This is a genomic window from Citrobacter sp. CK206 (assembly GCF_030333125.1).
GTDB lineage: Bacteria > Pseudomonadota > Gammaproteobacteria > Enterobacterales > Enterobacteriaceae > Citrobacter_B > Citrobacter_B koseri.
Genome location: NZ_JAOWGM010000023.1, coordinates 348528 through 367960, shown reverse-complemented (window position 1 = coordinate 367960; position 19433 = coordinate 348528). Strand labels below are relative to the sequence as shown.

Annotated in this window: 18 protein-coding genes and 1 other RNA gene; 4 read left to right on the top strand and 15 right to left on the bottom strand. The window is 55.4% G+C overall.

Translation table 11 applies throughout. From position 1 onward, the window contains the following. Positions 1-18: 18 nt before the first annotated feature. The 5 genes from gcvT to ygfB form a co-directional block, all read right to left on the bottom strand. A complete protein-coding gene (gene gcvT / locus OGX81_RS08425; RefSeq protein ID WP_012135011.1) occupies positions 19-1113 on the bottom strand; it encodes a glycine cleavage system aminomethyltransferase GcvT in 1095 nt (364 codons plus the stop codon). Positions 1114-1564: 451 nt separating this feature from the next. Continuing rightward, on the bottom strand, positions 1565-2767 hold the full coding sequence (ubiI, locus tag OGX81_RS08420; RefSeq protein ID WP_047461414.1) for an FAD-dependent 2-octaprenylphenol hydroxylase: 1203 nt from the start codon (positions 2765-2767) through the stop codon (positions 1565-1567). Positions 2768-2909: 142 nt separating this feature from the next. Continuing rightward, positions 2910-4088: a 2-octaprenyl-6-methoxyphenyl hydroxylase gene (ubiH, locus tag OGX81_RS08415; RefSeq protein WP_049008276.1), complete on the bottom strand. Its 1179-nt coding sequence runs from the start codon at positions 4086-4088 to the stop codon at positions 2910-2912. After that, the gene (pepP, locus tag OGX81_RS08410) at positions 4085-5410 is read right to left on the bottom strand and encodes a Xaa-Pro aminopeptidase (RefSeq protein ID WP_104868217.1); all 1326 of its coding nucleotides are present in this window, start codon (positions 5408-5410) and stop codon (positions 4085-4087) included. The genes ubiH and pepP overlap by 4 nt, the downstream gene beginning before the upstream one ends. 25 nt (positions 5411-5435) lie before the next feature. Further along, positions 5436-6014 carry a UPF0149 family protein YgfB gene (gene ygfB, locus OGX81_RS08405; protein WP_123907426.1) on the bottom strand — a complete coding sequence of 193 codons (579 nt, stop codon included), beginning with the start codon at positions 6012-6014 and terminating at the stop codon, positions 5436-5438. A gap of 166 nt (positions 6015-6180) precedes the next feature. Between ygfB and zapA the strand changes: the two genes are divergently transcribed. The 3 genes from zapA (at position 6181) to OGX81_RS08390 (ending at position 7358) form a co-directional block, all read left to right on the top strand. Beyond that, positions 6181-6510 (top strand): cell division protein ZapA, encoded by a 330-nt coding sequence (zapA, locus tag OGX81_RS08400; RefSeq protein ID WP_006686880.1) that lies wholly within the window; start codon positions 6181-6183, stop codon positions 6508-6510. 41 nt (positions 6511-6551) lie between these two features. Then, a non-coding RNA gene (gene ssrS / locus OGX81_RS08395) (6S RNA) lies at positions 6552-6735 on the top strand. Positions 6736-6755: 20 nt separating this feature from the next. After that, positions 6756-7358: a 5-formyltetrahydrofolate cyclo-ligase gene (locus OGX81_RS08390; RefSeq protein WP_047461402.1), complete on the top strand. Its 603-nt coding sequence runs from the start codon at positions 6756-6758 to the stop codon at positions 7356-7358. An 87-nt stretch (positions 7359-7445) separates the two neighbouring features. Here the strand turns inward: OGX81_RS08390 and serA are convergent, their stop codons facing one another. Then, positions 7446-8678, bottom strand: a complete 1233-nt coding sequence (gene serA / locus OGX81_RS08385; protein ID WP_047461397.1) for a phosphoglycerate dehydrogenase — start codon at positions 8676-8678, stop codon at positions 7446-7448. A gap of 268 nt (positions 8679-8946) precedes the next feature. Further along, a complete protein-coding gene (gene rpiA / locus OGX81_RS08380) occupies positions 8947-9606 on the bottom strand; it encodes a ribose-5-phosphate isomerase RpiA (RefSeq protein WP_104869107.1) in 660 nt (219 codons plus the stop codon). Positions 9607-9764: 158 nt separating this feature from the next. On the opposite strand from rpiA, the gene argP reads away from it, so the two are divergent. Further along, a complete protein-coding gene (gene argP / locus OGX81_RS08375) occupies positions 9765-10658 on the top strand; it encodes a DNA-binding transcriptional regulator ArgP (RefSeq protein ID WP_012135021.1) in 894 nt (297 codons plus the stop codon). Between the two features lie 77 nt (positions 10659-10735). Here the strand turns inward: argP and OGX81_RS08370 are convergent, their stop codons facing one another. The 8 genes from OGX81_RS08370 to OGX81_RS08335 all read right to left on the bottom strand — a co-directional run bounded on the left by OGX81_RS08370 (position 10736) and on the right by OGX81_RS08335 (position 19377). After that, the gene (locus OGX81_RS08370; RefSeq protein ID WP_286487539.1) at positions 10736-11464 is read right to left on the bottom strand and encodes an oxidative stress defense protein; all 729 of its coding nucleotides are present in this window, start codon (positions 11462-11464) and stop codon (positions 10736-10738) included. 93 nt (positions 11465-11557) lie between these two features. Beyond that, the gene (gene argO, locus OGX81_RS08365; RefSeq protein ID WP_058668062.1) at positions 11558-12193 is read right to left on the bottom strand and encodes an arginine exporter ArgO; all 636 of its coding nucleotides are present in this window, start codon (positions 12191-12193) and stop codon (positions 11558-11560) included. A gap of 202 nt (positions 12194-12395) precedes the next feature. After that, complete coding sequence (locus OGX81_RS08360; protein ID WP_012135025.1) at positions 12396-13253, bottom strand: small-conductance mechanosensitive channel MscS; 858 nt, start codon at positions 13251-13253, stop codon at positions 12396-12398. Positions 13254-13382: 129 nt separating this feature from the next. Next, positions 13383-14315, bottom strand: a complete 933-nt coding sequence (gene allS, locus OGX81_RS08355) for an HTH-type transcriptional activator AllS (protein WP_047461391.1) — start codon at positions 14313-14315, stop codon at positions 13383-13385. Continuing rightward, entirely contained in the window at positions 14233-15105 is an 873-nt protein-coding gene (locus OGX81_RS08350) for an oxamate carbamoyltransferase subunit AllH family protein (protein WP_104868214.1), read from the bottom strand. Before OGX81_RS08350 ends, allS begins: the two co-directional genes overlap by 83 nt. 94 nt (positions 15106-15199) lie before the next feature. Further along, the gene (locus OGX81_RS08345) at positions 15200-16462 is read right to left on the bottom strand and encodes a YlbE family protein (protein WP_104868213.1); all 1263 of its coding nucleotides are present in this window, start codon (positions 16460-16462) and stop codon (positions 15200-15202) included. A gap of 16 nt (positions 16463-16478) precedes the next feature. After that, on the bottom strand, positions 16479-18140 hold the full coding sequence (locus OGX81_RS08340) for an acyl-CoA synthetase FdrA (protein ID WP_104868212.1): 1662 nt from the start codon (positions 18138-18140) through the stop codon (positions 16479-16481). Between the two features lie 13 nt (positions 18141-18153). After that, positions 18154-19377 (bottom strand): MFS transporter, encoded by a 1224-nt coding sequence (locus OGX81_RS08335; protein WP_012135031.1) that lies wholly within the window; start codon positions 19375-19377, stop codon positions 18154-18156. Between the last annotated feature and the right edge of the window lie 56 nt (positions 19378-19433).

Below are 19433 nucleotides of genomic sequence, written 5' to 3'. Positions count from 1 at the left end.
TCTCCAAAAAAGGATGAATCACGCGACGGCTTTGCCGTTACGCACAAAAACAGGTTTAGTGACTTTTACTGGCATTTCGCGGTTGCGGATCTGCACGATCGCCGTCTCGCCAATACCCGCCGGAACGCGCGCCAGCGCAATGCTGTAGCCCAGCGTCGGAGAGAAAGTGCCGCTGGTGATAACGCCTTCCAGCTGATTCCCCTGGGCATCGGTAAAGCGTACCGGCAGTTCATTACGCAGTACGCCTTTCTCGGTCATAACCAGACCCACCAGTTGTTCGGTACCTTTTTCACGCTGGACTTCCAGCGCCTCGCGACCAATAAAATCGCGATCGGCCGGTTCCCAGGCGATGGTCCAGCCCATGTTCGCCGCCAGCGGAGAGACGCCTTCATCCATCTCCTGACCATACAGGTTCATACCCGCTTCCAGACGCAGCGTATCACGCGCGCCCAAGCCACACGGCTTCACGCCGGATTCCACCAGCGCACGCCAGAAATCCGCCGCCTTTTCGTTTGGCATCGCAATTTCATAGCCTGCTTCGCCGGTATAACCGGTTGTTGCAATAAACAGATCGCCCGCCTGCACGCCAAAGAACGGTTTCATGCCTTCCACCGCCTTGCGCTGTTCTTCAGTAAACAGCGTGGCCGCTTTCGCCTGCGCATTCGGCCCCTGTACCGCAATCAGCGACAGGTCGTCACGAACGGTGATGTCGATGGCGTAAGGTTCGGCGTGTTGGGTAATCCAGGAGAGGTCTTTTTCGCGGGTGGCGGAGTTTACAACGAGGCGGAAGAAATCTTCAGTGAAGTAATAGACAATCAGGTCATCTATCACGCCGCCCGAGGCATTGAGCATACCAGAGTAGAGGGCTTTACCGGTCTTTGTGAGTTTCGCCACGTCATTCGCCAGCAGATAACGCAAAAACTCCCGGGTGCGGCTGCCGCGTAGATCGACGATGGTCATATGCGACACATCAAACATACCGGCATCAGTGCGAACTGCATGGTGCTCATCAAGTTGAGAACCATAGTGCAGCGGCATCATCCAGCCATGGAAATCCACCATGCGCGCGCCACAAAGCGTGTGTTGTTCGTATAAAGGAGTCTGTTGAGCCATCTTGTCCTCATTGAATAAGCGGGGCTTACAACCATTTCATGGTGAAATCTTCGCCACGAAACCCGGCGTCGCAGCCACTCCAGGGCTTCGACGCAAACGTTCTCTTTTACCTGAACTTACCACCGAAGCAGACGCTAAACCATAAGGCAAAATTAACCATCACATTAGCTTATGACCAAAAAACGCCAAACCCGTCTCAGCATAAAAAACCACAAAATAAACAAACCACCTCCATAAACGATAATAAAATACGCAACCACCCCGCACGCATCAATATTAAATGTGGAAAAAATGTCAAAAATGATGATAGTTGAAAATCGTAATATTAAAAAAACTAATGCGAAAAGAGAGGTGAAATTAGATTATTTCAAATGAGGAAAGCGTCCCGGCGCGAAGGCCGGGAGAGGAAAATGTGACGGGTTTCAAACTCTCAGAAGCAGGAGGGAAATGCTTAGCGGAGCCACTCAGGCAGATCGTTCAATCCCATCGCCTGACGAATCAGTTGCGGTTTTACGCCCGGGAGAGTATCGGCCAGTTTCAGACCAATATCGCGCAGCAATTTCTTCGCCGGGTTCTCTCCGGCAAACAGTTCGCGAAAACCTTGCATACCTGCCAGCATCATCGCGGCGCTGTGCTTACGGCTGCGCTCGTAACGACGCAAATAGAGGTATTGACCAATGTCTTTGCCCTGGCGTTGCAGACGTTTGAGTTCATCGATCAACTCTGCGGCGTCCATAAAGCCGAGGTTCACCCCCTGCCCCGCCAGCGGATGGATGGTATGTGCGGCGTCGCCCACCAGCGCCAGCCGGTGTGCGGCAAACTGACGCGCATAGCGTCCCGTCAGCGGGAACACCTGGCGTTCGCTCTCAACGCGGCATAAACCGAGGCGGTTATCAAACGCGACGTTCAGCGCCCGGTTGAACGCATCCTCACTCGCCTGCTGCATATGCTCAGCGTCCTGCGGAGACAGCGACCAGACAATGGAACACAGATGCGGATCGCTTAATGGCAGGAACGCCAGGATGCCTTCGCCATGAAACGCCTGACGCGCAACGGCGCCGTGCGCTTCTTCGGTGCGGATGGTCGCCACCAGCGCATGATGACGGTAATCCCAGAAGGTCAGCGGAATATCCGCTTTGTTGCGCAGCCAGGAGTTCGCGCCGTCTGCGCCAATCACCAGCCTTGCCGTCAGCATCGCGCCATCTTTCAGGGTCAGGAAGGTTTCATTTTCTCCCCAGGCGACCTGCTGCAATTCAGCCGGCGCCATCAGGGTAATATCCGCTGACTGCTGCGCCTTTTGCCATAGCGCGTAGTGGATCACCGAATTTTCAATGATGTGCCCCAGGTGGCTGTATCCCATGCTTTTGTCATCAAACTCGATGCGGCCAAAGCTGTCTTTATCCCAGACTTCCATACCGTGGTAGCAGCTTGCGCGGCGAGCAAGAATGTCTGACCAGACCCCAAGACGCGTAAGCAGTTTTTCACTGGCGGCATTGATAGCCGACACGCGTAATGCCGGGGGAGCGTCGCTCGCCAGCGGCTGTGGAACGCGCTGTTCCAGAACGGCAACGCGTAAACCGCTGCCCTGCAAACCGCAGGCGACAGCCAGGCCTACCATGCCTCCGCCAACAATGGCTACATCAACACTTTGCACTGTGTACTCCTGAAAATAGGACAATCAAAAACCGTAGGCCGGATAAGGCAAAGCCACCATCCGGCATTACATTACTTCCGCGGCATTGCCTGATGGCGCTGCGCTAATCAGGCCTACTTCTTTATTCCGACCTACCGGTGAATTATCGTGCGACCCAGCCCAACGTCCGTTTTGCCAACGTGTCGCGAAGGGGAGGCAATAACTCCATCGCCATTAAGCCGACGTTGCGCCCGGCAACCAGCGGCGCCCAGCGGTTAGCAAACAGATGCACCAGACTATCCGTTATGCCAACCGTCGCCTCTCTGTCAGCCTGACGGCGCGACTGGTACTCAGAAAGCACGCCGTACTCGCCAACGTCCGCCCCAGACTCATGCGCCTGCACCAGCGTTTCGGCAAGGCTCATCACATCGCGCAGCCCCAGGTTAAACCCTTGCCCGGCGATAGGATGCAGCGTCTGCGCCGCATTGCCGACCAGCACGGTGCGATGGGTTATCGCTTTGGCCGCCGTGGTGAGCGCTAACGGATAAGCGCTGCGCTTACCCGCATGGGTGATTCGTCCCAGCCGCCAGCCAAACGCCGACTGTAGCTCATGGCAAAAGCGTTCATCCGACCAGCGCATGATCTCATCGCGCTGTTCAAGCGGATGGCACCACACCAGCGAACAGCGACCTTCAGACATCGGCAACATCGCCAGCGGGCCGTGTTGGGTAAAGCGTTCAAACGCACGTCCGTCATGCGCGATAGCGGTCGCAACGTTGGCGATCACCGCCAGTTGTTCATAAGGCTGCTGCTGCCAGTCCACGCCGCAGGCGGTCGCCAGAGCGGAGTGCGTACCGTCGGCCGCCACCACGACATGACCAGAAATCACGTCGCCATTTTCCAGAGTGACATTCACCTTTTCTTGCGTCCGCGCCACGCTGGCAACGCGATCCGGGCAATGCAGCGTCACGCCCGGCGCTTTGCGCAACAGCGCAAACAGTCGCTGACCGACATCATGCAGCTCCACAACCTGCCCCAACGCAGCGATGCTGTAATCCTGCGCGTCCAGAGTGACAAAACCGGCATGGCCGCGATCGCTGACATGTACCGTGTTGATCGCCGTTGCGCAATCAGCAATCGCCTGCCAGACGCCAATCCGCGCCAGTTGCTGACAGGTGCCTGCCGCCAGCGCGATCGCCCGGGCGTCGAACCCGGGATGCGCGGCGGCTTCAGGCGCGCTCGCTTCAATCAGGTGCACGGCCAGTTTGCCGTGGCTAAGCTGAGAAAGGGCCAGCGCCAGCGTCGCGCCCACCATACCGCCGCCAACAATAATCACGCTCATAGCTGACGCGCCGCCGCCATTAAGGCTTCAATATCGTCCGCTTTTTTCACCACGCTGGCGGTCAGGTTTTCGTTGCCCGTTTCCGTAATGACGATGTCATCTTCAATACGGATGCCGATGCCGCGATACGCTTCCGGCACGTCGGCGTCCGGCGCGATGTACAGACCCGGCTCAACGGTGAGCACCATGCCCGGCTCCAGTACGCGGGAGCGCTCCTGCCCGTAAACGCCGACATCGTGTACGTCCAGCCCCAGCCAGTGGCTAAGACCATGCATAAAGAATGGACGATGGGCGTTTTCCGCGATCAACTGCTCCACGTCGCCCTGCAAAATGCCCAGATTCACCAGCCCCGCGATCATGATGCGCACCACTTCTCCCGTGACCTCCTGGATAGACGTTCCCGGACGAAACAGGCGTAAGCTGGTTTCCAGCGACGCCAGCACGATATCGTAGATTTCGCGCTGGGCAGGCGTAAATTTGCCGTTCACCGGGAAAGTACGCGTAATGTCGCCAGCATAACCTTTGTATTCGCATCCGGCGTCGATCAACACCAGATCGCCGTCGCGCATTTCGCTTTCATTTTCGGTGTAGTGGAGGATGCAGCCGTTCTCACCGCTGCCAACAATGGTGTTATAAGACGGATAGCGCGCGCCGTGACGGTTAAATTCGTGGTGAATTTCACCTTCCAGTTGATATTCGAACATCCCCGGACGGCATTTTTTCATTGCGCGGGTATGCGCCAGCGCGCTGATCTCGCCCGCGCGACGCATGACGGCAATCTCTTCCGGCGATTTAAACAGGCGCATCTCGTGCACCATTGGCCGCCAGTCGGTCATCGTCGCCGGTGCAGTCAGGTTCTGTCGGGAACCTTTACGCAGTTTATCCAGCGCGGCGAAAACAATCTCGTCGGCATACGCATATTCGCCCTGCGCGTGGTAAACCACGTCAAGGCCATTGAGTAACTGATAAAGCTGCTGGTTGATTTCGCTGAACGCCAGCGCGCGATCCACGCCCAGTTTTTCCGGCGCGGCGTCCTGCCCCAGGCGGCGGCCAAACCAGATCTCCGCCGTCAGATCGCGAACGCGGTTAAACAAAACGCTGTGGTTATGAGTGTCATCGCTTTTAATCAGCACCAGCACCGCTTCCGGTTCGTTAAAACCGGTGAAATACCAGAAATCACTGCTCTGGCGATACGGATATTCACTGTCCGCGCTGCGCGTGGCTTCCTGAGCTGCAAAAATCAACGCGGCGCTGCCCGGCTGCATTTGCGCCAGTAATGTCTGGCGGCGACGCTGATACTCCTGCTGAGATATATCGCTCATAACACTCTCCATTGCGTTTACGTTCTTAGTGCAGAGTCGGTTTCTGGACTTCCGGCGCCGTTGGCTGCTGACGCGTAAAGGTGTCGTGGCACAGCAGCGCCGCAACCCGCACATATTCGATGATCTCTTCGAGCGACATCTCCAGCTCTTCCTGATCTTCGTCTTCGTCATAACCGAGCTGGGCGATGTTGCGCAGATCGTCAATGGCTTCACCGGTTTCGCCGGTCACTTTATCCAGCTTAGGCTGCGTGACGCCAAGCCCCAGTAAAAAGTGGTTAACCCAGCCGGCCAGCGCATCAGCGCGATCGAATACGCTCACGTCGTCGCCTTCAGGCAGAAAAAGCTGAAAAAGGAAGCCGTCGTCTTCCAGCGCGTCGCTGGTTGCCGCGTGCATTTTACGCAGCGCCTGCGCCAGTTCGTGACCAAATGCCAGCCCCTCGTTCGTCAGGTCGTGCAACAGCGGCTGCCATGAGCTGTCGTTGTTGCCGCCGCAAATCATCCCACTGATCAAACCGTGCATTTCGGCCGGGGTTAACCCCGTCCCCTGTTGGTTCAAAAACTGGTTCATTTCGTTGTAACCAGGCATTTCGTTCTGTATAGACATAAGCATTCGTCATCAAAGGGAGGATATTCATGATATGCTACCACTTTGGACCCTGGTGAACCAGAAAAGGGCTTGTATCTTCACACCGGGGTAGCTATAGTGTCGCCCCTTCGCCGACCCAGGGTCTGGAGGCGAAGGCAGCGCAGTCAATCAGCAGGAAGGTGGCATGTCTGCACAACCCGTCGATATCCAAATTTTTGGCCGTTCACTCCGCGTGAATTGCCCGCCTGAACAAAGGGATGCGTTGAATCAGGCTGCGGACGATCTGAATCAGCGGTTGCAAGATCTAAAAGTTCGCACTAGAGTCACAAATACTGAGCAGCTGGTTTTCATTGCCGCATTGAACATCAGCTATGAATTAACTCAGGAAAAAGCGAAGACCCGCGACTACGCGGCGAGCATGGAACAACGAATTCGGATGCTTCAACAGACCATTGAACAGGCGTTGCTTGATCAGGGTCGCATAACCGAAAAAACGGGCCAAAACTTTGAATAACACTTTTCGGTTTACTATGGTAGAGTGACCGTGAAGACAAAATTTCTCTGAGATGTTTGCAAGCGGGCCAGTCCCCTGAGCCGATATTTCATACCACAAGAATGTGGCGCTCCATGGTTGGTGAGCATGCTCGGCTAGTCCGAGAAGCCTTAAAACCGTGACGACGCATTCACCTTGAACCAAGGGTTCAAGGGTTACAGCCTGCGGCGGCATCTCGGAGATTCCCCTTCTACCTGGCGACAGCCATGACGCAACTTCCTGAACTTCTTTTGTCCCGACAAGAAATCCGCCAGATGATTCGGCAACGTCGCCGTACGCTGACGTCTCAACAGCAAACTGCGTTCGGTCAACAGGCCGCCACCAGAATGCTTGCTTATCCTCCCGTGGTTCTTGCCCACACCGTCGCGGTGTTTCTTTCATTTGATGGCGAGCTGGACACGCAACCCTTGATTGAGCAGCTCTGGCGCGCGGGAAAACGCGTGTATTTACCGGTTCTCCATCCGTTCAGCCCCGGCAATTTGCTGTTTCTGCATTATCATCCGCAAAGCTCTCTGGTGATGAATCGTCTGAAAATTCAGGAACCGAAGCTGGACGTGCGCGACGTGCTGCCGCTCTCTCAGTTAGATGTGCTGGTTACACCGTTAGTCGCTTTCGACGAAGACGGCCAGCGTCTGGGAATGGGCGGCGGGTTCTACGACAGAACGTTGCAGAACTGGCGACAGCATAAGATCCAACCGGTGGGTTATGCGCACGATTGTCAGTTAGTGGAAAAGTTGCCTGTCGAAGAGTGGGATATCCCGCTGCCTGCGGTGGTGACGCCGTCAAAAGTGTGGGAGTGGCCGCAGTGAATTGCCTGATGGCGCTCGCTTACCCGGCCTACGAACCGATCTCACAGGCCGGGTGAGGCATAGCCGCCACCCGGCACAGTATACAAATTAGTACAGCAGACGAGCGCGAATCGTACCCGGTAGCGCTTTCATCGCCAGCAGGGCTTTCTCCGCCACATCTTCATCCGCTTCGATATCAATCACCACGTAACCGACCTGGGCAGACGTTTGCAGATACTGCGCGGCGATGTTAACGCCCTGCTCGGCAAAAATCTGGTTAAGCGCGGTCAGCACGCCCGGACGATTTTCATGGATATGCATCAGACGACGACCGCCGTGCAGCGGCAGGGAGACTTCCGGGAAGTTCACCGCAGACAGCGTAGAGCCGTTATCAGAATACTTCGTCAGTTTGCCCGCCACTTCAAGGCCGATGTTCTCCTGCGCTTCCTGGGTAGAACCGCCGATATGCGGCGTCAGAAGCACATTGTCGAATTCACATAGCGGAGAAGTAAACGGATCGCTGTTGGTCGCAGGTTCCGTCGGGAACACGTCGATAGCTGCGCCCGCCAGGTGTTTGCTCGCCAGCGCATCGCACAGCGCCGGGATGTCCACCACCGTACCGCGAGACGCGTTGATCAGCAGCGCGCCCGGTTTCATCAGTGCGATTTCCGTCGCGCCCATCATATTTTTGGTGGAGGCGTTTTCCGGCACATGCAGGCTCACAACGTCGCTCATGTTCAGCAGATCGGAAAGATGCTGTACCTGGGTCGCGTTGCCCAGCGGCAGTTTGTTTTCAATATCGTAGAAGAAGACGTGCATGCCCAGCGATTCCGCCAGAATGCCCAACTGTGTGCCAATGTGGCCGTAACCAATGATCCCCAGCTTTTTGCCGCGCGCTTCAAACGAACCGGCCGCCAGTTTGTTCCACACGCCACGGTGCGCTTTCGCGTTCGCTTCCGGCACGCCGCGAAGCAGTAGCAGCAGCTCGCCAATCACCAACTCCGCAACAGAACGCGTGTTGGAGAACGGCGCGTTAAACACGGGGATTCCGCGTTTTGCCGCTGCGCTCAGATCAACCTGGTTGGTGCCGATGCAGAAACATCCAATCGCCACCAGTTTCTCTGCGGCGTCAATCACATCTTCGGTCAGATGGGTTCGGGATCGCAGGCCAATGAAATGGGCATCACGGATGGACTCTTTCAACTGCTCAGTATCCAGAGCGCCTTTGTGAAATTCGATGTTGGTATAACCTGCCGCGCGAAGGTTTTCGAGTGCCTTTTGGTGCACACCTTCAACCAGCAGAAATTTAATCTTGTCTTTCTCCAGTGATACCTTTGCCATTTCCCCGACCCTGTCTTTTTATCGAAACTGATGTGTTGTATGTGGATTTGTATCCGCCTTTCAACATATCAAAAAAAACTATTGCGGCAATATGAACGTTTGCGTCGCCACTCTGAAGAAATATCATTCAGCGTGAAATGGCAGAGGAAAATGCTGGGGATAAGATTTTCTTTGGAGAGATCGGCAGGGCAACATCAAAAACGTGATACAAGTCACCAAATTTGCCCTGCCAAATTTTTTTAACGCGGGATGAATCACCCTCGCCAGATCATTTTACGATAGTTTTTACGCCGTCTGCCGTACCAATCAGCGCCACATCCGCGCCACGATTGGCGAACAGGCCGACGGTCACGACGCCCGGAATGGCGTTAATCGCGTTTTCCATCGCGATCGGATCAAGAATTTCCATGCCGTATACGTCGAGGATCACATTGCCGTTATCAGTGACTACGCCCTGACGGTACTCAGGACGACCGCCCAGCTTCACTAACTGGCGTGCGACAGCGCTGCGCGCCATCGGGATCACTTCCACCGGCAGCGGGAATTTACCCAGAATATCGACCTCTTTGGAGGCATCCGCGATGCAGATGAATTTCTTCGCCACCGAAGCAATGATTTTCTCACGCGTCAGCGCCGCGCCGCCGCCTTTAATCATCTGCATGTGGCTGTTGATCTCATCCGCGCCATCAACATAGACGCCCAGGCTGTCCACTTCATTCAGATCGAAAACGGTAATGCCGAGGCTCTTGAGTTTTTCAGTAGATGCATCCGAGCTGGACACCGCCCCTTCAATCTGACCTTTCATTGTGCCCAGCGCATCAATAAAGTGCGCGGCTGTTGAACCGGTACCTACGCCCACAATGGTGCCGGGCTGTACATACTGAAGTGCCGCCCATCCTACTGCTTTTTTCAGTTCATCCTGCGTCATGATCGTTTCGCCTGTGGTGTGAAAATTCAGGCGCATTATAGATCATTGTGCGAAAAAATCCCTCCGACCCCGCTCGCAAGCGGCGGATTTCGTCTGTACCTGAGTGAAATTTATGTCATAGTGCGGGATAAGAAAAATTTCAGGAGTACCTCAGAGCAATGAAACGTCCAGACTACAGAACACTACAAGCGCTGGATGCGGTGATTCGTGAACGGGGATTTGAACGCGCCGCACAGAAGTTGTGCATCACACAATCCGCTGTCTCACAACGCATAAAACAGCTTGAGAATATGTTTGGGCAACCGCTGCTGGTACGTACCGTTCCGCCGCGTCCTACCGAACAAGGACAAAAATTGCTGGCGCTGCTGCGTCAGGTAGAGCTACTGGAAGATGAGTGGCTTGGCGATGAGCAAACCGGCTCCACGCCGCTGCTGCTGTCGCTGGCGGTCAACGCCGACAGTCTGGCGACCTGGCTGCTTCCGGCGCTGGCGCCGGTTCTGGCCGACTCGCCTATTCGCCTCAATTTGCAGGTGGAAGATGAAACCCGTACCCAGGAACGTCTGCGTCGCGGCGAAGTGGTTGGCGCGGTGAGTATTCAGCACCAGGCGCTGCCAAGCTGCCTGGTAGACAAACTTGGCGCGCTCGACTATCTGTTCGTGGGATCAAAACCCTTCGCCGAGCGCTACTTCCCCAACGGCGTCACCCGTTCCGCGCTACTGAAAGCGCCCGCAGTGGCGTTTGACCATCTGGATGACATGCACCAGGCCTTTTTACAGCAGAACTTCGATTTACCGCCGGGCAGCGTGCCATGCCATATCGTTAACTCTTCCGAAGCCTTCGTACAGCTCGCGCGTCAGGGCACCACCTGCTGTATGATCCCGCATTTGCAGATCGAGAAAGAGCTGGAGAGCGGTGAGCTGATCGATTTAACGCCTGGCCTGTTCCAGCGTCGGATGCTCTACTGGCACCGTTTTGCGCCGGAAAGCCGTATGATGCGCAACGTGACTGACGCGCTGCTGGAGTATGGGCATAAGGTTTTAAGACAGGATTAACGCGCCGTGCCTGATGGCGCTACGCTTATCAGGCCTACAGGTTATTTTGTAGGCCGGATAAGGCGTTTCAACAACGCTTACTGTGCTTTCGTCTCTGCTGCTGGTTCTAACTGGAACACCACATCGACCTGATCAGCAAACTGAATTGTCGGCTGCTCATAGGTTTCCTGGGCCGACACCGCAGGCGCCGCGTCCGCTTTCATCATTCGCACCACCGGGCTCGGCTGATAATTAGAAACGTGGTAACGCACGCTATAAACCGGCCCCAGCTTACTGTTAAAGCCCGCAGCCAGTTGCTCAGCCTGGTGAACCGCGTCGTCAATCGCCGCTTTACGCGCTTTATCTTTATAGGCATCCGGTTGCGCAACGCCTAATGACACCGACCGGATCTCATTCAGACCCGCTTTCAGCGCGCCATCCAGCAGAGAGTTGAGTTTGTCCAGCTGGCGCAGCGTAACTTCAACGGTTCGCACCGCGCGGTAGCCTTTCAGCACACTTTTACCATTTTGGTAGTCATAGTCCGGCTGAGTGCGCAGGTTTGCAGAGCTGATGTCTTTCTTGGCAATCTGATTTTGTTCAAGGAAAGAAAGGTATTGCGCAACACGCTCATCGGCCTGTTTCTTGGCGGAAGCGGCATCCTTTGCCGACACGTTGACTTCAATCGCCAGGGTGGCGATGTCAGGCGTCGCATCCACGCTTGCCGTCCCGGAAGTCACGATGTGCGGTCCATTCGGCAACTCATTTGCCTGTACCGGGATTGTGCTAAATCCGACTAATGCCGCAAGGGCCATCACTTTGAACTTCACTGTCGCTCCTCCATGTTACGTTAATCGCCCTGAAACTCAGGGCGCATGCAGGCAAGCTTAGCGGGTATCTGCGCGTTGTCCATCAGACAACGCTTAGTTGAACAATGCGTGAACGTGTGCAACCCCTTCTTTTGCCAGTTGAAAAGCGATAAACCACATCACCAGCCCTACCAGAGTATTGATGATACGCTGGGCTTTGGCGGTACGCAGTCGCGGCGCCAGCCAGGCGGCCAGCAGCGCCAGACCGAAGAACCACAGGAAAGAGGCGCTAACGGTTCCCAAAGCGAACCAACGCTTCGGCTCCATATCCAGTTGCCCGCCCAGGCTACCCAGTACCACGAAAGTGTCCAGATAAACGTGCGGATTCAGCCACGTCACCGCCAGCATTGTGGCGATGATTTTCCAGCGCCCCTGCTTCATCACCTCTGCGCTGGCCAGTTCCAGGTTGCTGCTCATTGCCGTTTTTAACGCGCCAAAGCCGTACCACAATAAAAACGCCACACCGCCCCAGGTCACTAACGCCATCAGCCAGGGAGACTGCATGAGCAATGCGCTGCCGCCAAAGATGCCTGCGCAGATAAGCACTAAATCGCTGATCGCGCAAAGCAGCGCAATCATGATGTGATACTGCCGACGAATCCCCTGATTCATCACAAACGCATTCTGCGGGCCGAGTGGCAGGATCATGGCTGCACCAAGCGCAAGACCTTGAAAATAATAAGATATCACGATAATTATTCCGAACTGTTTCTCTTAAGCGCAGACTATAGCGCGAGAGAATCATTAGCGGAAATTGATAATTTTAATCGCAGATTAGGGGAATTAATAAAGGGGGAAGGAAATGCCGGATGGCGGCTAACGCCTTATCCGGCCTACAAAACAACCTGTAGGCCCGGTAAGCGTAGCGCCACCGGGCGAAACGGCAAACGGCTTATTCCGCGTTCTCTTTCACTCGTTTGAAATTCACGTCCATCTGCGGATACGGGAAGCTGATGCCTGCGGCATCGAACTCCCGTTTAATGCGTTCCAGCACATCCCAGTAAACATTTTGCAGATCGCCGCTTTTACTCCATGCGCGCACCACGAAATTAATGGAGGAGGCGCCCAGCTCATTCAGGCGCACCGTCATTTCACGGTCTTTCAGAATACGCTCGTCGGACTGGATAATATCGGTCAGGATTTTTTTCACCTGGTCGATATCAGAGTCATACGCCACGCCAATGATAAATTCGTTACGACGCACCGGTTCGCGGGAAAAGTTAATGATATTTCCGGCAATAATCTTGCCATTCGGGATCACCACAATTTTGCCGTCCACGGTACGCATGGTGGTCGAAAAAATTTGTACGTTCAGTACCGTACCCGCGACGCCGCCGAGATCGACATATTCTCCCGCGCGGAAAGGACGGAACATCACCAGCAGTACGCCTGCCGCGAGGTTAGACAAAGAACCTTGTAAGGCCAGACCGACCGCTAAACCGGCGGCACCCAACACAGCGATAACGGAAGCCGTTTGTACGCCAACGCGCCCCAGAGCGGCAATCAGCGTAAAGGCAATAATGCCGTAACGCACCAGCGCAGACAGGAAGTCAGCAACGGTCGCATCAATATGGCGCGCCAGCATCAGGCGATTAACGGTATTGGAAACAATACGCGCCACGATCATCCCGATGATGATGATAGCGATAGCCGCAACGATGTTAACCGCATAACTCAGCAGCAGCTCCTGGTTGCGCACCAGCCAGGTGCCCGCACCATTTATGCTGTCGACAACATTCAAATCTTCCATTCAATATTCCTTGGTCATATCAAAAAAACGCAAATGAGATCATTCTCACGAAAACGACCTTTTAAAGGTAAACAAAAACAGTCGAATATGCCATTTTTCAACATGATCCCATCAAGGAAACGCGCAGCGTTAATACTCCGCAGGTCGATCGACCATTCTGATAAATCCGCTCACTAATGCACTTTTCTGCTTAAATACGTCGGCGATTTCACTCACCACTTTTCCGCTGCCCGCATTCTTCCAGGCGATAGAAAGCGGCGAAGGCTGGCGTGGATTGACCACTGAGCGGGCAACCAGCGCCCCGGACTCGACATACGGACGGCACAATCGCTCCGGTAAAAAACCGACGCCGAGGCCGCTTAAATGGCAGGCCAGCTTGGTGCTGAGATCTGGAACCTTGATCTCCTTTTGTCCGCTCAGCAACCAGGCAACACGGCGCGTCAGCGTTCGCGAAGTATCTTCAATATTAATGGCGGGGTAACGGCGCAGCATATCGTCAGACAATACCGGCGCAGGATGGCTCGCCAAAGGATGACTCTGCGCCACCACAAACTGCCAGCTGATATCCCCCAGCGGCAGCAGAGAGATGTTATTGGAGAGCGACTCCGAGCCCGTCACGCCAATCGCTAACTGGAAGTCGTCATACAAAAGCGAATCCCACACGCCCATGTAGACCTGACGGGAAATTTGAAAACGGGTAAACGGAAACTGTTGATGTAACCACGTCAGTAAGTCCGCCGTGGTCTGCGGCTGATATAGCAGGTTATTGATAACGATATTCACCTGCCGCTCAACGCCTGCGTTGATCTGCTGAAGCTCGTCCGGCATTGCATCCAGCCAGTTAAGCCACTGGCGGCAATGCTCAAGCAGGTGCTGCCCGGCAAGAGTCAGGCTGACCGATCGGGTTGTGCGTAAAAAGAGCTGCGTTCCCACCTGCTCCTCCAGCGTTTTTATGCGATAGCTGATCGCCGCTGGCGTTTTATGTAGCGAGCTGGCCGCGCGGGAAAAGCTCTCCGTCTCCGCAACCCGAATAAATGTGCGTATTGTTTCCTGATCGAGCATGCCTTCCCCTTGAGTCGACCATCTGTAACCACCGTTGCGCTATTGCTATCCCCAGTAATGTATCGGCGCCTGAAGTGTGTCCAACCGCGAGCAAACGCTGAATCGCGGGCTGCGGGTCGCGCCCTGACTGTAAACGGCGCATCACCTTCAGCACCGGTATTGAAAATTCCCCCATTCTGGCGCTGTTCAGATAGCTGCAACTTACCGACGTTGTAAGTTGCGCAAGCTGATCCGCCGGAGGTAAGAAATGCCCCAGCCGCGCAGAAAACCCGGCGGCATACAGCACGGCAAGCATACCCGTCAGCATATCATCGCCGCTGGGCGTCAGTCCTGGCCCGCATCCGATAAGCCAGCGCCAGTCCGGCATCATGCCATGATGCCAGTATGCAAGCTGCTTAATTATTTCAGGATAGTGCGGCATAGCCGTCAGCGGTTGATTTAACGCCCCGGAGAAGCCGCTGCGTTGCGTACAGAATGAGAGATCGACAGGAGCGACAGCAGCAGAACTCAGCAACACACGAAGTATGCGACGAGGGTCAAGCATTATGCCCTGCCCCCACAGGGTGCTCCCCTGTTTGATAAGTCGTTCAACATGGGCCACGCGGGAAAACTGCGCGGTGCTCAGTAACACGCCCGTCGGCCCCATTCCTTTCCCATAGCGAAACAGCGTCAACAGCTCGCCACCGGAATGGCAAAAGTTAATCGCCTGCGAGAAGCGGCTGTGTAACGACCACTCACCATCGGGAAGTCGATAAAGTCCGGCACAGGCCAGGGGATTGATAATGCTCATCGGTACACTCCAGTATGCCGGATGGCGGCGTAAACGCCTTTACAGCATTGCCAGACCGTAGGCCCGGTAAGCGTAGCGCCACCGGGCAAAGCGATTACGCCGTGATGTGATGCAACTCCGCCAGCGCTTCCAGCGCTTTTTCAAAGCAAAGCAGCGGAGCGCGTACGGTTCCCGCCCCCACCTGCCCAATTCCCGCTTCACGATGGGCAATACCGGTATTAATCAGCGGCGTGATCCCCGTTTCAACAACGCGGCGAATATCCAGCCCCAGGCAGGCTCCCCTGAAATCCCAGGACGGAATCTGGAACAGCGGATTGCTGGACAGATAGATTTCAGCCATCTCTTCCGACGTTTCCAGCGCCGCCCCCATACCGCCTGCGCCGACAAAACGCGTTACGCCAGGCGCGGCAATCATTGCCGCGCCGCCGATCCCCAACGTTTCCGTGATGGCGCTGTCGCCAATATCCGGGTTCGCATCGGCCTGGCTGTAACCGGTAAAAAACAGCCCCTGCGGCGTATTCACCGGCGCGGTAAACCAACGGTCGCCGGTGCCGCTTACGCGAATACCAAAGTCGCGACCGTTACGCGTCATGGCCGTAACGACCGATCCGGCTTTAATTTCCGCCGCCGCATCCATCACCGCTTTACTGTAAGCCATCGCCAGGTTGAGGAAGAACTGGTCGGTGACACTGAGGAATTGCAGCACGTCAATGATTTCAGACTTCGGACGATCCAGTCCGGCGATCACCGGCGACAACGTGCGCAGCAGCAAAGAAGAGGCGGCAATATTACGCTGGTGGAACTCATCCCCCATGGTGATCGCCTGCGCCATCAGCGCCGTCAGATCGACGCCGTTTTCCATCCGCGAGAGCGCTTCCTGCAACACCGGCGCCAGCACATCACGCATCCAGCGCAGGCGTTTCTGGACGTCATCGCCGTAAGCGCCGAAACGCATCACTTTGCCGATCCCTTCATTAAGGTTGCAGCAGGACAAGTTGCCATGCACCACGTCACGTACCACCAGCACCGGCATACTGGCGGAGGTGATACCGCCCATCGGCCCCACTGCGCCCACATGATGACAAGGCATAAACGCCACCTCACCTTGTTCCAGCATGCGTACGGCCTCTTCCTCACTGGCCGCCCAGCCTTCAAACAGCGACGCGCCGATACAGGCGCCGCGCATCGGGCCGGTCATCTCTTCCCAGGCGATCGGCGGGCCGGCGTGCAGTAATTTACGTCCAGACGCTAATTCGGCCACCGCGTCTTTCGCCGGGCGTACCGCAACCCAATGTGGGCGCGCGGCTTTGATTCGTTCAATAATGGCTTCGTTGGCCTGTGCAATAGATGAATACATATCCATACCTCTGAACTTAATGTAACTGTTTGAGTAGACTGGCGAGACGGGCGTTGCCACCGGCAACGGGCGCCCACTGATAATGCACAACCGGCGTACCGCTGCTTTGCAGATCCAGCGCGAAGCTGCGCAACCCGGCGTTGATGACCTGCACGCCATCAAGAAGCGCGCTATGTGCTTGCGGTATGCCGCGCTCCTGATGGCGTGTAAGACTGATGGCGAGCAGGACGGCTTCTTCCAGCGTTTCCACCACCGCAATCCCGGCCTCGCGAAGTTTTTCCGCCTGCCCGCTGCGCCCCTGCGGGTCGGCATCAGTACCGGTCAGGGTGGCAATCACCACCAGCGGCGCGGCGCGTTTGGCGCGCACTTGCTCTATCGTCTCGACGACCGCTCCCGCCGGGTCGGCACAGGCGCCATAGCCCAGCACCACATCCAGCAGCAGCACGCCCACCGTCGGCATTGCAGTCAGTTTTTCAATTTCAATACTGCGGGTTGTTGGATCAATCATCGGATGAGGTCTGCCCAGGGTGTAACTGTCATCACCGAGGTCGACAATGCGATGGCCGCCAGCCTCCAGCATCACGCCCTGGTCGTGGTTTTCGCTGACGGGGACGCCCAGCCCGGCGGAGAGCAGCATGGCGGCTTCGGCTGCCAGCGTGCCCCCGGCGTACAGGCCATAAATACCTTTCCCTGCCACTTCCGGCTGAATCCGTCGCTGTTGCGCCACGCGCATCAGCAGCACCGCCAGCTGGGCGGCATCTGACAAGGAGTTCGCCAGCCAGACGTTACCTTCACGGCGCTGTTCCGGTTGACGCCCGAGGAACAACGCGACCACCGGTTTCCCCACGTTTTGCATGGCCGCAATGATGCGGGTTCGCACCTGCGGCGACGGCGGTTTGGAGACAAAAGCAATCACCCGCGTGGCGTCATCCGCGGCCAGCATGTCGAGCGCGGTCAGCGCGCTGATGCCGCCCACTTCCGCGCTCAGGTCGCGCCCGCCCAGACCTATCGCATGGCTGATTCCCTGCTGATGCAGCGCAATCTGCGACGTCACTTCCTGAATCCCCGTCCCCGATGCGCCAATTACGCCAATCCCGCCTTCAGGCAGTACGTTGGCAAAAGCCAGCGGACTTCCGGCAATCATCGCCGTGCCACAGTCAGGCCCCATCACAATCAGCCCCCGCTCGCGCGCCATTGTTTTCAGCTCGACTTCCTGTTCCAGCGGCACGTTATCGGAAAACAGCATCACGTTTTTATTCGCCAGCAGCCCCTCTCTGGCAACCGATGCGGCATATTCCCCGGCAACGGAAACTAACAGCAGATTAGCCTGGGGTAATTTTTGACATGCGCTCTCCCAGCGGCGCGCTTTAATCAACTGGTGCGAGCTGCCCGAGGCATTCGTCATCGCATTCAGTTCTTTCTCCAGCTGCTCACGAATCAAATCCAGAATGCCGGGCTGTTCGCCTTCGGTTCGCACCGCCACGCAAATATCGTTTGGCGTGGCATCGGCAAAATCGTCATGCCAGAACCCGGTTGAATCCAGCATCGACTTATTCGCTGGCGTGCCCATCATCACCGAGACCTGATCAACTTCCGGGCGTTCACTGAGTTTTCGGGAAATAATCATCAGGCTGACGGAGTCCTGAAAACTTCCCTTTTTAATAAAGGCGTAAATCATTACCGCTACCTCTTTATGTGCGTTTTTCTTTTAAAAACAACATGGCGAATAAACCGACAGCCAGCAGCGCGGCTGAAACATAGAAACTGGAAGCCAGACTTCCGGTGATATCACGCGCCGCGCCTGCAATAATGGGTGCCAGAATGGATGAACTCATGCCGATAAAATTAAATAAGCCAAATGCCGTGCTGTAATTATTTTCATCGACGCTATCCGCCACCAGAGCGACCAGTACCGGGTCCAGCGCCAGTTTTCCGACAAGGCCATAAACGCACAGAGCGATAATGACGCCGGTCATATTTGGCATCCAGATAATTGACAGCATGCTGAGAATGGCAACGGGCACCAGGAACATAATTAATGGTTTACGCTTACCCAGTTTGTCAGACAGGCTGGAGAATAACAGCGCGCCAGGAATTGAAATCCACGCCACCAGCGAAGAAATAAATCCGGTTTCACTGCCCGCGATGCCACGTTCACTTTGCAGATAATAGGGAAGCCAGGTCAGAATAACGAAGAAACCAAACAGGCTACAGAACACCATAATATAGGTGATAATTAAATTACGGTTTTTCAGAAGGTCGCTGAAATTCCCTTTTTTTACCGGTTTGCCATCGGCTTCGGCCGTGCGCTTCTTCTCTTTCACAAACAACCAGATCGCAATCCCAACCAGCACGGAGGGGATCGCCATCGCGTAAAATGGCATACGCCATGAATACCCCTGGTCGTACACCAGCCAACTGGAGGTCATCAGGCCCAGCGCAATACCGAAGGCCATCCCGCTATTGATGATTGCACTGCCCAGCGAACGGTATTTTTTGGGGATCTGCTCGGAAGACAAGCCATACTGCGGGCCATAGTAAGTCCCTTCTCCCGCTCCCGTTACCACGCGGGCAAACAGCAGCGTATACCAGCTTTTCGCCCAACCGGTGACGGCGGTGAATACGCCAAAAAGAATAAACCCCGGCACCAGCACTTTCTTTTTGCCAATCTTATCGCCCAGAATTCCTGCCGGAACCTGAAGCAAAGCATAAGAAAAATAGAAAACTGAATTAAGAATACCTAATTGCGTACCACTTAAGCCAAATTCTTTTTCCAGTTCTCCCATTACCGGATTGAGTATCGTGCGGTCAGCGTACATAAAAATCCACCCTAACCAGAACAGGAAAACGGTGACCCACCAGGCCGGTATTCCTCTTTTATTCGTGACCTCAGTCACTTCATATGATCCAGACATAAGCAATCTCCCGGTAATATTTACCGCTGAACACCTCATGCTATCTGACATGATAC

What these genes read in the sequence shown, in the direction of transcription:
- gcvT (WP_012135011.1), bottom strand. Translation starts at nt 1,113, where the DNA reads ATGGCTCAACAGACTCCTTTATACGAACAACACACGCTTTGTGGCGCG.
- ubiH (WP_049008276.1), bottom strand. Translation starts at nt 4,088, where the DNA reads ATGAGCGTGATTATTGTTGGCGGCGGTATGGTGGGCGCGACGCTGGCG.
- pepP (WP_104868217.1), bottom strand. Translation starts at nt 5,410, where the DNA reads ATGAGCGATATATCTCAGCAGGAGTATCAGCGTCGCCGCCAGACATTA.
- ygfB (WP_123907426.1), bottom strand. Translation starts at nt 6,014, where the DNA reads ATGTCTATACAGAACGAAATGCCTGGTTACAACGAAATGAACCAGTTT.
- zapA (WP_006686880.1), top strand. Translation starts at nt 6,181, where the DNA reads ATGTCTGCACAACCCGTCGATATCCAAATTTTTGGCCGTTCACTCCGC.
- OGX81_RS08390 (WP_047461402.1), top strand. Translation starts at nt 6,756, where the DNA reads ATGACGCAACTTCCTGAACTTCTTTTGTCCCGACAAGAAATCCGCCAG.
- serA (WP_047461397.1), bottom strand. Translation starts at nt 8,678, where the DNA reads ATGGCAAAGGTATCACTGGAGAAAGACAAGATTAAATTTCTGCTGGTT.
- rpiA (WP_104869107.1), bottom strand. Translation starts at nt 9,606, where the DNA reads ATGACGCAGGATGAACTGAAAAAAGCAGTAGGATGGGCGGCACTTCAG.
- argP (WP_012135021.1), top strand. Translation starts at nt 9,765, where the DNA reads ATGAAACGTCCAGACTACAGAACACTACAAGCGCTGGATGCGGTGATT.
- OGX81_RS08360 (WP_012135025.1), bottom strand. Translation starts at nt 13,253, where the DNA reads ATGGAAGATTTGAATGTTGTCGACAGCATAAATGGTGCGGGCACCTGG.
- allS (WP_047461391.1), bottom strand. Translation starts at nt 14,315, where the DNA reads ATGCTCGATCAGGAAACAATACGCACATTTATTCGGGTTGCGGAGACG.
- OGX81_RS08350 (WP_104868214.1), bottom strand. Translation starts at nt 15,105, where the DNA reads ATGAGCATTATCAATCCCCTGGCCTGTGCCGGACTTTATCGACTTCCC.
- OGX81_RS08345 (WP_104868213.1), bottom strand. Translation starts at nt 16,462, where the DNA reads ATGTATTCATCTATTGCACAGGCCAACGAAGCCATTATTGAACGAATC.
- OGX81_RS08340 (WP_104868212.1), bottom strand. Translation starts at nt 18,140, where the DNA reads ATGATTTACGCCTTTATTAAAAAGGGAAGTTTTCAGGACTCCGTCAGC.
- OGX81_RS08335 (WP_012135031.1), bottom strand. Translation starts at nt 19,377, where the DNA reads ATGTCTGGATCATATGAAGTGACTGAGGTCACGAATAAAAGAGGAATA.